Source organism: Citricoccus sp. I39-566 (assembly GCF_031432995.1).
Taxonomy (GTDB): Bacteria; Actinomycetota; Actinomycetes; order Actinomycetales; family Micrococcaceae; genus Citricoccus; species Citricoccus nitrophenolicus_A.
In genome coordinates this window covers 2,430,622-2,445,106 of the sequence record NZ_CP133842.1, presented here as the reverse complement: position 1 = coordinate 2,445,106, position 14,485 = coordinate 2,430,622, and the positions used below count along the sequence as shown (strand labels likewise).

The 14,485-nt window shown below is 67.2% G+C and carries 13 protein-coding genes; 8 read left to right on the top strand and 5 right to left on the bottom strand.

Translation table 11 applies throughout. The features are described from left to right. Positions 1-112: 112 nt before the first annotated feature. From RE421_RS11195 to RE421_RS11175, 5 genes are all read right to left on the bottom strand, one after another. Positions 113-787 carry a DUF305 domain-containing protein gene (locus RE421_RS11195; RefSeq protein WP_309809734.1) on the bottom strand — a complete coding sequence of 225 codons (675 nt, stop codon included), beginning with the start codon at positions 785-787 and terminating at the stop codon, positions 113-115. A 45-nt stretch (positions 788-832) separates the two neighbouring features. Further along, complete coding sequence (locus RE421_RS11190; protein ID WP_309809732.1) at positions 833-3,019, bottom strand: heavy metal translocating P-type ATPase; 2,187 nt, start codon at positions 3,017-3,019, stop codon at positions 833-835. A 51-nt stretch (positions 3,020-3,070) separates the two neighbouring features. Next, entirely contained in the window at positions 3,071-3,403 is a 333-nt protein-coding gene (locus RE421_RS11185) for a cation transporter (protein ID WP_309809730.1), read from the bottom strand. Between the two features lie 73 nt (positions 3,404-3,476). Further along, positions 3,477-4,610 (bottom strand): HAMP domain-containing sensor histidine kinase, encoded by a 1,134-nt coding sequence (locus RE421_RS11180; protein WP_309809727.1) that lies wholly within the window; start codon positions 4,608-4,610, stop codon positions 3,477-3,479. Next, entirely contained in the window at positions 4,607-5,308 is a 702-nt protein-coding gene (locus RE421_RS11175; protein ID WP_309809723.1) for a response regulator transcription factor, read from the bottom strand. The genes RE421_RS11180 and RE421_RS11175 overlap by 4 nt, the downstream gene beginning before the upstream one ends. A 156-nt stretch (positions 5,309-5,464) precedes the next feature. Between RE421_RS11175 and RE421_RS11170 the strand changes: the two genes are divergently transcribed. The 8 genes from RE421_RS11170 (at position 5,465) to RE421_RS11135 (ending at position 14,195) form a co-directional block, all read left to right on the top strand. Then, on the top strand, positions 5,465-6,319 hold the full coding sequence (locus RE421_RS11170) for a F510_1955 family glycosylhydrolase (protein ID WP_309809722.1): 855 nt from the start codon (positions 5,465-5,467) through the stop codon (positions 6,317-6,319). Further along, a complete protein-coding gene (locus RE421_RS11165) occupies positions 6,316-6,855 on the top strand; it encodes a hypothetical protein (RefSeq protein ID WP_309809720.1) in 540 nt (179 codons plus the stop codon). The genes RE421_RS11170 and RE421_RS11165 overlap by 4 nt, the downstream gene beginning before the upstream one ends. 226 nt (positions 6,856-7,081) lie before the next feature. Continuing rightward, positions 7,082-8,569: a multicopper oxidase family protein gene (locus RE421_RS11160; RefSeq protein ID WP_396134652.1), complete on the top strand. Its 1,488-nt coding sequence runs from the start codon at positions 7,082-7,084 to the stop codon at positions 8,567-8,569. A gap of 163 nt (positions 8,570-8,732) precedes the next feature. Further along, positions 8,733-9,476 (top strand): cytochrome c biogenesis protein CcdA, encoded by a 744-nt coding sequence (locus RE421_RS11155; RefSeq protein ID WP_309809715.1) that lies wholly within the window; start codon positions 8,733-8,735, stop codon positions 9,474-9,476. A gap of 118 nt (positions 9,477-9,594) precedes the next feature. Continuing rightward, complete coding sequence (locus RE421_RS11150; RefSeq protein WP_396134651.1) at positions 9,595-10,239, top strand: TlpA family protein disulfide reductase; 645 nt, start codon at positions 9,595-9,597, stop codon at positions 10,237-10,239. A gap of 147 nt (positions 10,240-10,386) precedes the next feature. Continuing rightward, positions 10,387-12,063, top strand: a complete 1,677-nt coding sequence (locus RE421_RS11145) for a cytochrome c biogenesis protein ResB (protein ID WP_309809713.1) — start codon at positions 10,387-10,389, stop codon at positions 12,061-12,063. Positions 12,064-12,379: 316 nt separating this feature from the next. Beyond that, a complete protein-coding gene (ccsB, locus tag RE421_RS11140) occupies positions 12,380-13,165 on the top strand; it encodes a c-type cytochrome biogenesis protein CcsB (protein WP_396134489.1) in 786 nt (261 codons plus the stop codon). 382 nt (positions 13,166-13,547) lie between these two features. Further along, positions 13,548-14,195, top strand: coding sequence for a DUF3105 domain-containing protein (locus RE421_RS11135; RefSeq protein WP_309809711.1), 648 nt, complete (start codon positions 13,548-13,550; stop codon positions 14,193-14,195). The last annotated feature ends 290 nt before the right edge of the window (positions 14,196-14,485 follow it).

Here is a 14,485-nt window from a genome sequence, read left to right as displayed (position 1 = left end):
GATGTGCCAAGACCCACACGACCCCATCTGCTTGGGTGGATGGAGCCGTGTGGGTCCTTTCAGTGCAACAGCGGAACGGGCAGAGCCGATCAAGAGGGGGCGGTGGATCCCGTCAGAGGTTTCCGAGCATCTGCTCCATCTCGGCGATCTCGGCCTCCTGGGCGGTGATGACCTGTTCGGCCAGGGCCACGGCCTGGGGGTTCTGGCCGTTGTCGACCTGGTCCTGGGCCATGTCGACAGCACCCTCATGGTGGGCGGTCATCTGTTCCAGGTACAGCCGGGCTGCCTCGGTGCCCTGGGCTTCCTCGAGAGCGGCCATATCCTCCTCGGACATCATCCCGGACATCCCACCGTGGTCCATGCCCTCCATACCCTCCATGTCTCCCATGGGTTCCGCGTCCCAGGCGGTGAGCATGGCATTCATGCGTTCGATCTCCGGTCCCTGGGCGTCGATCACCTGCTGGGCGAAGTCCGCGACTTCGGCCGGGATGTCGTCCTTGGCCAGCAGCATCTCGCTCATTTCAACGGCCTGCTCGTGGTGGGGGAGCATCATCTGAGCGAACATCACGTCCGCATCGTTATGCTCGGCCGAGATCTCCTCGGCCGAGCCGGTAGCCGTGGCGGACGGGGTCGCGGTATCCGTGGCCGTGGAGGTGGCAGCAGCCGAGCTGGTGGCCGGGGTGGACTCGGAGCCAGCGCCGTTGTCCTCGGCACCGGTGCCGCACGCAGTCAAGGCCAGGGCGGAGGCCAGAGTCAGGGCGGCCAGGGTGGTGGTGTTGCGTTTCATGATGGTTCCTTCCATTGGGGTTTCGACATAGGGCCCGGGCCGCGATCAGCTGGTGACCGTCGCGGGCTGGGGTGTGGTGTCCCGCTGCCCGGTGCTAGCGGGGGCCAGTCGGGCCGGATCCAGATCGGTCCGGCGTAGCAGTTGGGCGTTGAGGGCGACCACGATGGTGGACAAGGACATCAGCACCGCCCCAACCGCCGGAGAGAGCACGAACCCGATCGGGGCGAGCACGCCGGCGGCCAGGGGAACAGCGATCAGGTTGTAGCCGGTGGCCCAGATGAGGTTCTGGATCATCTTGGTGTAGCTGGCTCTCGAAAGCTCGATCATGGACAGCACGGCCCTCGGGTCGTTGCCGGCCAGCACAACGCCGGCCGATTCCATGGCCACGTCAGTGCCGGCACCGATCGCGATGCCGACCTCAGCGCGGGCCAGGGCGGGGGCGTCGTTGACGCCGTCGCCGACCATAGCCACACTCAGGCCGCGGGATTGCAGCTCGGTGACCTTGGAGTCCTTGTCCTTCGGCAGGACCTCCGCGAAGACCTCGTCGATGCCCAGATCCCGGCCCACCGCTTCGGCTACCTGGCGGGCGTCGCCGGTGATCATGGCGACCTTGACCCCACGTTCGTGCAGGGCGGCCACAGCGGCCCGGGACTCGGGACGGACCTTGTCCTCCACGGCGACCGCCCCGATGACGGTCCCAGCTCGGACCACATGCAGCACCCCGGCCCCCCGGTCGGTCCAGGCACGGGTGTCGGCGGCGAGGGCCTCGGGGGTGTCCAGGGCAAGTTCGCGGAGCATATTGGGCCCGCCCACCATGACCTCGGAACCGTTGACGGTCGCCTTCACCCCGCGGCCGGTGGCCGACTGGAACCCGGTACCGCGCAGTCCCAGCCCGGCGGCCTCGGCATGGTCGGTGGCGGCGGTGACGATGGCCCGGGCCACGGGATGCTCGCTGTCGGCCTCGGCCGCGGCCGCGTAAGCCAGCAGTTGCGCCTCGGAGGTGCCCGGGGCCGGTGCAGTTCCGGTGAGAACGTGCGCGCCCTCGGTCAGGGTGCCGGTCTTGTCGAACAGGACCACATCGATGGTGCGCATCCGCTCCAGGGCCAACCGGTCCTTGATCAGCACCCCAGCCTTGGCGGCGCGTTCGGTGGAGATCGCGATGACCAGCGGGATCGCCAGGCCCAGGGCGTGCGGGCAGGCGATGACCAACACGGTGACGGTACGGGTGACGGCGTCGTCCGGCTGGCCGATGGCCACCCAGACAATGGCGGTGATGATGGCCGCGGCCAGGGCGAACCAGAACAGCAGCGCGGCGGCCCGGTCGGCCAACGCCTGGGCGCGGGAGGAGGATTCCTGGGCGTCGGCGACCATCCGTTGGATGCCGGCCAGGGCGGTGTCAGTCCCGGTCGCCTCGATGCGCACCCGCACCGTGTTGTCGGTGGCTACGGTCCCGGCCACCACCGTCTCTCCCACTGTGCGGACCACGGCCCGGGACTCCCCGGTGATCATGGACTCATCGAACTCCGCGGTGCCCTCGGTGAGGGTCCCGTCGGCCGGCACCCGGGCCCCAGACCGGACCAGGACCGTGTCCCCGACCGCCAGCTCACCGATCGACACCGTGGTGGTGGCGCCCTCGGCGGTGATCTTCTCGGCTTCGTCGGGCAACAGAGCCGCCAGAGCGTCCAGGGCGGAGGAGGCCGCACCAAGGGCGCGCATCTCCATCCAGTGGCCCAACAGCATGATGACCACCAGCAGAGCCAGCTCCCACCAGAAGTCCAGCATGAATCCGCCGAGACCTAAGGACGTGATCCAGGAGGCCACGAAGGCCACGGTGATGGCCATGGCGATCAGCAACATCATCCCGGGCTGCCGGGAGCGCAGCTCCGTGACCCCGCCCTTCAGGAACGGCATGCCGCCGTAGAAGTAGATCACGGTGCCCAGCACCGGGGCGATCCACTCCGATCCCGGGAACTCGGGCACCCGGTAACCGAGCAGGCCCGCGACCATGTGACTGAAGACCACCACCGGGATCGACAGGACCAGCGAGAGCCAGAACCGGTTCTTGAACATCGACACCGAGTGTCCGGCATGTTCCCCGTGGTCGTGAACCGCATGGTCTTCATCCACCGCGGAGTGGGCGTGTCCCTGGGGCATGGCCTGGCCGTGGGTGTCCTCATCGGCGTGCTGGTCATGGTCGGCGTGATGGTCGCCGTGGTGGTGCGAGGTGCTCATGATATTTCCTTTCCCTTGACCCCTACGGGTCCGAGGCAGTGGGCCAAGCGATCAGGACATCAGGACGCGGTAACCGGACTCTTCGATGGCCGCCCGTACGGCGTCCGCGGAGGCGGACCCGGTCACGGTGACGGGGGAAATGCCGCCGGCCACCAGTTCGACCTTGACATCGTCCACCCCGTGCAGGGCACTCACCGCTCCGGCGGTGGTTCCGACGCAGTGCCCACAGGTCATCCCCTCCACCCGATACGTGGTGGAGGTCCCGGAAGCGGCAGGGAAAGACGTCTCCGCGGCGTCGGAGCCCGGCGTTGGGGCGGCGTCCGGGGCGCAGCACGAGCAGCCGCCGGTGGCCATCGGCAGGGGGCTGGGGATCGGTTCGGTCATGGTGGGCTCCTTCGTCGGATGTGGGCGGTGGGACTGCGCCCTCCTCCCGGTATATACCCCTGGAGGGTATCAATCAAGTGGTGGTGGAGTGGTTTCTGTCGCCTGGGGCGGGCAGATGGATGGTGAACGTCGCCCCGGTGTCCGAACCTGCGGAGCTGGCGGTCAGTGACCCTCCATGGGCTTGGACCAGGGCCCGGGAGATGGCCAGGCCGACCCCGGACCCGCCGTGGTCCCGGTCGCGGGCGGTGTCCCCGCGGTAGAACCGTTCGAAGATGTACGGCAGGTGCTCGGGGAGGATGCCCTCGCCGGTGTCGCTGACGCTGAGCGTGATCCCTCCTGGACTCTGCCGAGCGTCCAGGGTTACCTGGCCTCTTGCGGGGGTGTGGCGCAAGGCGTTGGTGAGCAGGTTGCCCAACACCTGACCCATGCGTTGGCGGTCGACCTCCACGGTCGCGATGTCCTGGCTCGGATTCAGGATCAAGGCCACGCCCTTGGCGGCATAGGTGTCCCGATGGGCTTCGGCGGCGGCCTGCAGTAACTCGCCCGCCGATTCGATGGTGCGATCGAGCTCGATCCGTCCTTCCTCCGCCCGGGAGACGTCGTGGATGTCTTCCACCAGCCGGGTGAGGCGGGCCAGCTGTTCGTCCATGAGCTCGCCGGTGGCTTCGCCCCAGCGTGAGACTCCATCCTGCAGGGCTTCGAGGTAGACGGTGAGCACGGAGATGGGAGTGCGCATCTCGTGGGCCAAGTCCGAGAGCATCCGACGGCGGGTGTCCTCGGTGCGTTCGAGCCGCTCGGCCATGGTGTTGAACGAGGCGGCCAGGTCCTCCACCTCGGTCCCTGCCCCCATGGCCGGGACCCGGGTGTCGTACTTGCCGCGCGCCATAGCCGTCGCCGCTTGGGTCAGGGCATGGATCGGGTTCTGGATCCGGCGGGCGACGTACCAGGTCAACACCAGGCAGCAGACTAGGGCGGTGGCCAAGGCCACACCCAGGGTCCAGAAGTTGGTGTCTCGGTAGGCCTGCTCCACGTGCAGCATCTGGGTCGCATCATGCCCGGCCCCGGCCTGTTCCAAATGCTCGTGGAACAGCGGGGGACCGGCCAGGGAGGCCACCGCCACCGCGGCCAGGATGCTGACCACCACCACCAGCAACTGGGCCAGGAAGAACCGGGCCGCCAGGCCGCGGTAACGTCGCTGGCCGGTCACTGTTCTGCCATCCGGTAGCCAACCCCACGGACCGTGTCGACATAGCGCCCGGGATCTTCGTCGAGTTTGCGGCGCAGGTTGCCGATGTGCACATCCACGAGTCGTTCATCACCCACCCACCCTGGATCCCAGACGATATCGATCAGCTGACGCCGGGAGAACACTTGATAGGGACGTCCCGACAGGGCCGCCAGCAGGTCGAACTCCGTGCGGGTCAGCCCTGCCGGTTTCCCGTCCACGTGGGCTTCGTGGGCGACCAAGTCGATCACCAACTGACCGAAGGAACGTGCCGGCTCTGGGACGGTCGTCGTCGTGCGGGGCCGACGCATGACTGCCCCCACCCGGGCGACCAGTTCCCGGACACTGAAGGGCTTGGTGATGTAGTCATCGGCGCCCACTGCCAGCCCTCGCAGCCGGTCCGGTTCATTGCCCCGGGCGGTGAGCATCAGCACGTAGCACTCGGAAAAGGCCCGCACGCGCCGGCACACCTCGATCCCGTCCAGTCCAGGCAGGCCCAGGTCCAGGACCATCACGTCGGGATCATGCGTGCGGGCGGCCTGTACCGCATCGGGTCCGGTGTGGGTGGTGGTGACCTCGTAGCCGGCCCGCTCCAGGTAGGTGGCGACCATGCGCGCCAGGGGCTTTTCGTCATCGACGACCAACACCCGCCCGACGGACGAGCCAGTGCCAAAGTTCATGTGTTCAGTCTGCCCCCGCTCACGACCGGGAGAGCAACCCAAGGCACCAGGCCGGGAAATCTTCATCAAATCTTCAAGGCAAACCGTCCGGAGCCCCTGAGCCTCCGGCGGACAATGGTAGGTGGCCCCGCGATCGGATCGGGGCGGAAAGGCACCATGACTACCCGCAGAACCCTGCTCGCCGGCGGACTCGGCCTGATCGGTGTCGGCACCCTGACCGCCTGCACCGTGCCGAACACCTCAAGCCCCCAAGACGCCAACACGCAGACCCCGGGCACGGCCATCACCCACATCCATGCCATCGTGCGCGACCCCGAGGACGGCGTCGTGCTCCTGGCCACCCACGAGGGCCTGTTCCGCCTCCAGGACCGCGAGCTGGTCCAGGTGGGCCCGGTGGTGGATCTCATGGGTTTCGCCGTGACGCCCGAGGGCCGCTATCTGGCCTCCGGCCACCCGGCGCCCGGTACCGATCTGCCCGAGCCGTCGGGTTTGGCGGAGTCCACAGACCGCGGCCTGAGCTGGGAGGTGCTCTCCCGAGGCGGTCAATCCGACTTCCACGCCCTGGCCGCCGGCCCGGCCGGCGTCCTCGGCTTCGATGGTCAACTGCGCGCTAGCGTCGACGGGATCTACTGGCAGGTTCTCACGATCCCCGCCCCGCCAGTATCCCTGGCCATCTCCCCGAAAACCGGGACCGCGCTGGCCACCACCGAAGCCGGGATGCTGCGGTCGATGGACAATGGTGTCACCTGGATCACCCTGGACACTCCGCAGCTGATGCACCTGGTCGCCTGGGCCGACGACACCACCGTCGTCGGTGCGGGCACCGACGGCCGGTTGCTGACCAGCACCGACGGCGGCGGCTCCTGGACCTCCAGTGACCAGCCGGTCGGCACGGCCTCCGCTCTGGGAGCCAGCATCACTGACGGCGGGCAGGTCGAAGCGCTCCTGGTCATCGACACGGCCGTCCTACGCACCACCGACGGCGGGAACACCACCGAACCGCTGCTGTGACCCAATACCGCGGCCGGCTGCTGGTTCTGAACCGGACCACGACCGGCCCAGACGGACAGGAAAGGACAGTGCTGATGGCCGGCCGCCGACTTCTTCGCCGCCGCGACCTGCCCCGTCGGCCCGTCCTCCGGTCGGTTCTGGGCACCTTCGTGTTGCTCCTCGGCCTGCTCGGAATGAACGCTGGCGTGGGCACCGGCGCGGTGGTGGCCGGCATCGACACCTCCGCCTCAACGCCGTCCCAGCAGCTCAAGCCGATGGTGACCGGAACTAGCAGCTTGATTTCCGAAGATGTACTCATGGCCCAACCGCCCGAGGGCGACGCACTCGGCCAAGGGCTGCCGTATTGCGCACTGGAGGCCGGAGGCGACGCCTGCGCTTCCTCCTTGACCGTGCCCTCCCTCGTCCTTGATCTGGACCCCCGGGAGCACACGTCATTTCCCGGTCAGGGGCTGACCGCGCCCCCACTGCCCTGGGTTGTCCACTTCAGGCTTCCCTGGACTCCTTCGCTGGTTCAACTGGCCATCAGCCGCACCTAGAACGCCCGGTCGTGCTCTCCAGCAAGCACAGGACGCTCACGCCCCTACGTGAGGACAGCAAACAGCGCCCTGTGGGCCACGACCCCACCACACACTGATGAGCCATATCCGCCCCGTCGCACCCGCCTGCAGCAGGTGACCGGGAGAAGGAAAAGACGAGGAACCGATGACCTCCCCACTGACCACCCGCCGCGCCTTCCTGGGCGCTTCCGTCGGCACCCTGGCGCTGGCCGGGCTTACCGCATGCTCCGACCCCGCAACCAGCCCTCAACCGTCAGGGCGCATCCTGCCCACCGACCCGCTGATCGCCGAATACGAAAAACGACGCGCCTCCTCAGGGGCCACCGTCGCCAACCGGCTCTCCGCCGCACCCTTCAAAACCTCCCTGCAGGACCAGAGTCTGACCACCTGGGGATACGACAAGAGCCTCAACGGGCCGTTGCTGCGCGCCAAGACCGGAGACCTGCTCAACGTCACCGTCGACAACGATCTCCCGGAGGGAACGAGCGTGCACTGGCACGGGCTGGCCCTGCGCAATGACGCCGACGGAGTCCAGGGAGTGACCCAGGAACCTATCGCCGCAGGAGGAACCTACACGTACGGATTCCGACTCTCCCATCCGGGCACGTACTGGTACCACTCTCACTTCGATACCCAGCGCGAACGCGCCCTGTATGGGGCGCTGATCGTCGAGGATCCCAACGAAACCCTCAACTACGACCAGGAATGGGTCGTGATCCTGGACGACTGGCTCGACGGGATCACCGGAACGCCCGAGGAAGCCGTCGAGGAGCTCTCCGCCGGAATGGATATGTCCGGTGACATGGAGGGGATGGATCACGGGTCCATGAGCGAGGACAGCTCCTCCGGCAGGCCCATGAAGCACATGCTCATGGGGGCTGAGAGCGACTATCTGGGCGGGGATGCCGGCGACGTGAAGATCCCCGTGCACCTGTTCAACGGCCGCCCCCCATCCGATCCCGACACCCTCGACGGCAAGCCAGGCGACCGTGTCCGCCTGCGACTGATCAATGCCGCCGGAGACACCGCCTACCGGGTTGGGGTCCCTGGTCAGGAACTGACCATCACGCACACGGACGGGTTCCCGGTCCAGCCGCGTCAGGCCGATGCCGTCGTCTTGGGCATGGGAGAACGCCTGGATGTGCTGGTCACCCTCGGCGACCAGGCCGTGCCCGTTCTGGCCCTACCCGAGGGCAAGACCGGCCACTCCTACGGCATCATCCACGCCGGATCAAACACAGCCCTCTCCGGACAGCTTCCGCAGACCCTGGGCGGGACCGTGCTCGATGGTAGCCGACTGAAGGCCCACGAATCCGTCCTGCTCGCTCCAAGGGACCCGACCAGGAACCATGAGTTGCGGCTGACCGGATCGATGGCCGACTACGACTGGGGTATCAACGGGCGCCGCTTCGACCCGGCCAACCCCTTTGACGGTGCCTTCAAGCTCCGGCTAGACGAGCGTGTGCGGGTCACGATGACCAACGACACCGACATGTGGCACCCCATGCACTTACACGGCCATACCTTCCAGCTGGCCGACAACGGTGCACGCAAGGACACGGTCATCGTCAAACCCCGGCAAACCATCGTCTTCGACTTCGAGGCGGACAACCCGGGACAGTGGTTGACCCACTGCCACAACGCCTACCACGCCGAGGCCGGGATGATGGGCGTCTTCTCCTACATCCACTGACCACTCCACCCACCCCTCGTCCTTCCATCCACCGGGCGGTCGTCCGGTGACCGTTCAGGAAAGAAAAATGCTTCTATCGTCCACTCGCACCCACCACGTCCAGGACCGTCCCGACCCGGGCCTCCGGCCCCGATACCCTGCCATAGCCCCAAGGAGGAAGTAAATGGGCGAGTACTTCGCTCAGACGGTCCAGTCCGGTGCGCTGCTGATGGCCATCCCGTTGGCGGCCATCGCCGGGCTCGTCTCTTTCCTCTCGCCCTGCATTCTGCCGCTCGTCCCCGGATACCTCGGCTACGTCTCCGGGCTGTCCGACCCGACCCGTCCGGACAACCGCCGCAGGGTCATGACAGGGGTGGGCCTGTTCATCCTCGGCTTCGCCGCCGTGTTCACCTTCTACGGCGCCGCCTTCGGCCTGATCGGCGGCTGGTTGCTGCGTTGGCAGGATCTGCTGATCCGAGGCCTGGGCGTCGTTGTCATCCTCATGGGGCTGGCGTTGATGGGCATGCTGTCCTTTATGCAAAGGACCAAGGCCCCCGCCTTCACCCCCAGGACGGGACTGGCCGGAGCACCGCTGCTGGGCCTCGGTTTTGGCCTCGGCTGGACGCCCTGCATGGGCCCCACCCTCAGCGCCGTCCTGGCCCTGAGCACCACCACCGGCGACCCCTGGCGCGGGGCCTTGCTGGGATTCTCCTACTGCCTGGGCCTAGGCATCCCCTTCGTCCTCGTCGCCAGAGGCCTGGGCTGGGTGAGCACCACCTTGGGCTTCGTGCGCCGCCACATGCGCGTGTTCAACATCGCCGGCGGCACCCTGCTCGTACTGGTCGGTGTCCTGATGGCCACCGGCATCTGGACGGCCTGGATCTATCAACTGCAGAACCTCGCCGGCACCTTTACCACCCCCATCTGAACCCCGAACGCCCCGCACGGCCAGCCTTTCAGGACTATCTCTGTCCTTATACCGCCTGGAGATCTGAAAGGTCGGCCTACTCCCGATGAAGAAGTACCGGAGGTACATCTTGTCCGCCTTGCAACATCCCCGTGAACCCGATCGCTGCGTCCCCGGCCTTCTGCGTCGCACCGGACGCCGCCAGGTCCTGGCGGGGCTGGCCGGGCTCGCCGCGTTGCCGTTGCTGGCCGCCTGTTCGAGCGACGACCCGTTGGCTGCCCAAGCCGGCAACGCCGACGGCAAGAACTACATCGCCGGTGACGGGTCGGTTCTGGAGATCGCCGAGGAGGACCGCGGCGAACCGGTGCAGTTCAGCTCCGCCCTGTTCTCCGGCGAACCGATCAGCGCGAACGACCTGACCGGTGACCCGGCGGTACTCAATTTCTGGTACGCCGCATGTGCCCCGTGCCGGGTCGAGGCCCCTGACCTGCAGGCCCTGCACGAGCAGTTCGCACCCCAAGGCGTCCGGTTCCTGGGCATCAACGTCCGGGACACGATCGCCACCGCGCAGGCCTTCGAGCGCAATTTCGGTATCACCTATCCCTCGGTGGATGACCGGGGCGGCCAGGTGCTCTTGGCCATGACCGACTACGTGCCCCCGCAGGCCGTGCCCACCACGATCGTGCTGGACCGTCAGGGCCGGGTCTCGGCCCGGATTCTGGGGATCGCCGAGCGATCCACGCTGCGCACCCTGATCACCACGGTGCTGGACGAGCAGGCCTGAGCCGACCATGACCCTCCTGATCCTTTCGCGCGTCGCCGTCCGTCCTCCGATGGACTACCCCGCGGCCGGCATCGCCACTGCCGGCCCCCGGAACCCTGAGGCCCCGGGCCGACCGGCCCCGCTCGTTCCGGACGGCAGGGGGAGCACATGAACCGCACCGACGACCAGAATCTCCGCCGGCACCCGGAGGTGGCATTACCCGCACTGGGCTTCTGGGGCACCCTGCGGTTCCTGTGGACCCAGCTGACGTCCATGCGCACGGCGCTGCTGCTGCTGCTGCTGCTCGCCGTCGCCGCCGTGCCCGGATCCCTGGTCCCGCAGCGCCCGGCCGGGCCGGGAATCGTCCAGGACTACATCGACGACAATCCGGTGCTGGGGGAGTGGCTGGACCGGTTCCAGATGTTCGACGTCTACTCCTCGGTCTGGTTCTCGGCGATCTACCTGCTGCTGTTCATCTCCTTGATCGGCTGCGTGGCCCCGCGCGCCGTCAAGCACGCCCAGGCGCTGCGCTCGGCCCCGCCGCGCACTCCGCGCCGGCTGTCCCGGTTGCCGGAGTACGGCAGAGTGGTGCTCGAGCCCGGCGGCCCCGCTCCGGCCGATGCCGTGGACCAGGCGGCGAAGTATCTGCGCAAGCGCGGTTACCGCACCGAGGTGCGCCAGGAGGACGCCGGTGGCGCCTCCGTGGGTGCCGAGCGCGGCTACGTGCGCGAGGTCGGCAATATCGTCTTCCACCTGTCCCTGATCGGGGTGCTGGTGTTCATGGCCACCGGCTCGCTGCTGAGCTACCGGGGCCAGAAGATTCTCGTCGAGGGGGAGGGCTTCGCCAACACCCTGATCGCCTACGACGCCTTCACCCCGGGCAGTGCCTTCTCCGAGGAGATGCTCACTCCGTTCTCGATGACCCTGAAGCGTTTCGAGACCGTCTATGACCGGCAGTCCCCGACCCACTACGGCCAGCCGCTGGATTACACGGCCGTACTGGACGTGCAGGACGGTCCCGGTGACACCGCCCGAGAGGTCGAACTGAAAGTCAACCATCCACTGGACTTCCAGGGCACCCGGGTCTACCTGGTCGGCAACGGGTACGCCCCTGTGGTCACCGTCCGGGACGGCAACGGGGACATCGCCTTGCAGGGTCCGGTGGTGGCGCAGGTCCAGGACAATGTCTTCACCTCCTTGATGACTATCAAGGCCCCAGATGCCGAACCAGATCAGCTCGGCTTCGTCGGCTTCTTCCTGCCCGCCGCCTACACCGGCGAGGACGGGGTGGCGGTCTCGCTCGATCCTGCCCCGCTGAACCCGGAGCTGAACCTGAACTCCTACTACGGCGACCTGGGCCTGGACGAGGGCGACCCGCAGAACGTGTATGTGCTGGACACCGAGACCCTCACCGAACTGAACTCCCGAAACCTCGAGGCCGGCGGCATCACGCTCAAGCCAGGGGAGTCCTACGAGCTGCCCGAGGGCAAGGGCTCCATCAGCTTCGACGGCCTGCGCCGCTACGTGGGGCTGGACATCCTCTACGACCCGGGCAAGTGGGGCGTGGGCTTCTTCGCTGTGCTGGCCCTCGTGGCCCTCGGCGTGAGCCTGTTCGTGCGCCGCCGCCGCGCGTGGGTGCGTGGCACCACGGGCCCCGATGGGTCCACCGTGGTGGAGTACGGCCTGCTGGCCCGGGGCGAGGACTTCGGCCTGCGCGAGGAGAACCTCGCCCTGCGCCGGCAGTTTGAGAAGTTGTGGCCGGTGCAGGCACCAGAAGACACCGAGAGCACCGAGGGCGAGGGACCCATCGTCGTCGCCGGTGCCGCACAGAACCGAGTGGAGTAACCCATGCAACCCATCAACTATCAATTGGCCGCCTACAGCGACCTGTTCATGCTGATCGCCGCTATCGTCTACGCCGCGGCCTTCATCGCCTTCGCCCTGGACATGGCCAGCTCCTCCAAGACCATCCGGGCCCTAGAGTCCGAACTGGCCGAACAACAGGAGCGCACCGATGCGGCCCGCTCCTCTGAGGCCCGCCACAAGCAACTAGTCGGGGCCGCAGGGGGGGGCGGCAAGCACCCCGACGCCGGGCCACGGCCCAGGCACGACGACATCACCGGCCGCCGGGAACACGGGGGGCGGCCTGGTGGACGAAGACATGGACTACACCGGGGCCACGCGCCGCCCGGCCGCCAACGTCGCGGTGGCACTGATGGTCATCGCCGCCGCCCTACACGCCTTCGCGGTCATCGCCCGGGCCCTGGCCGCGCGCCAGGTGCCGTGGGGCAACATGTACGAGTTCTGCACCACCGGCGCACTGCTCGTGGCCGCGGTCTACCTGCTGTTCCTGATCCGCAAAGACATCCGCTTCCTGGGGACGTTCGCCTCCGGGCTCGTAGTCATCATGATGGCAGCGGCCACCATGGGCTTCCCCACCCCGATCGCATACCTGCAGCCGCCGCTGCAGTCCCCGTGGATCGTCATCCACGTGTCCATCGCCGTGCTGGCCTCGGCCCTGTTCACCCTCACCTTCGCCACGAGCATCCTGCAGCTCATCCAGCACCGCCGTGAGGCCAAGGCACCCGCCGGCGCCACCGGCGGGTTGGCCTTCATGCGCCTGGTCCCCTCGGCGCTGAGCCTGGAGAACTGGTCCTACCGCCTCAACGCGGTGGGCTTCATGATGTGGACGTTCACCGTGATCGCCGGTGCTATCTGGGCCGAGGCTTCCTGGGGCCGGTACTGGGGTTGGGACACCAAGGAGGTCTGGAGCTTCATCATCTGGGTGGTCTACGCCGGCTACCTGCACGCCCGCGCCACCCGCGGCTGGACCGGGGAACGCGCCGCCTGGCTGTCGATCATCGGCTACGCCTGCGTGGTGTTCAACTTCACCATCGTCAACATCTACTTCCCCGGACTGCACTCCTACGCTGGCCTTCCCTCATAGAAATGCGGAGATGGACCGATAATTCAGGACAGAAACCGACCTCTCACCTACAACGGATGAGGCCTCGGCGACCTGTGCCCAACCAGGGTCCAGCACCGGGCGAACGCTCCGCCCGTCAAGCCATCGGCCAGGACGTAGGTCCTAGTCCCATAGACGCAGCGGGGACACCCGGGTACCGCTAAGGGCCCTGGAACCCAAGAGCAGAGATGACAACCTGTCCACGCCGTTCGACGGTGATGCCCGGGCCCCGAGACAGTCACTTAGGGAGGGCTTGTGGGCCCAGCACTAGCGATAGACCACCATGATGCCACCGACCCCCACGGCCTTGGTGAGCATTCTCGTCCCGAATAAAATTTGAATGTCCTTCTAAGGAGGCCACCGCATGGCAGATAGCAAGAACCCCGATCAGGTGAGGCAGCAGCGCGCTGCGCTGCTCAAGGCACACTGGGCGAAGGAATCCAAGGCTGAACGTCGGCGGAAGGTTCTGGTCGGAGCGGGAGCGCTCACCGCCGTCGCCGTGGTCGGCGGTCTAGTGACTCTCGCCCTGATTCAGGATCCCCCGCCCCAGGATCGGGAGGATATCGAGATCGCCGGGCTGCAGACCTTCGAGGGGCTCAGCGCTACCCACGTGAGCACCCCTGTCGACTACGAGCAGTCGCCGCCGGTGGGTGGCGATCATGCCAGCGCCTGGCTCAACTGCGGGGTCTACACCGAACCGGTACCCAACGGGAATGCCGTGCACGCTTTGGAGCACGGTGCCGCCTGGGTCGCCTACGATTCCGAGGCACTCTCCCAGGAGCAGGTTGATGCTCTTCGGACGACCCTGCCGGACACCTATATCGTCCTGGCCCCCTACGAGGGCCTGGATTCGCCCATCGTGCTTTCGGCCTGGCAGACGCAGGTGGCAGTGGATTCCCCGGAAGATGAACGGATCGAGCAGTTCGTGGCCAAGTACTGGCAGTCTCCCGACGCGCCTGAACCCGGAGCGGCCTGCACCGGCGGCCTCGACGCCCCCGGCCGGATCGCATAAGTGCTCTTCCCGTCGCCGACCGTCCGATCCGACAGGATCCACGTTGAGGCGAGCCCTGCTGGTCCTCACCGTCGGCGTGGTCCTCGGGGCCGGCAGCTGGGCTGAGGGGCGGCCGACCGCACCTGCGTCATCCTTGCCCGTAAAGGAGTCCGCGGGCCTCCGTGGCCGGCGATCTTCACGGAACCTTCAAGGTTGAGCCCTTCATCCGCGTTGGCGGGGCGGTCTACGTGATCCTCGGTACATCTAGTGATTCAATGATGCATCCAGTGAGATGCCCCGGTTGTTTGTGC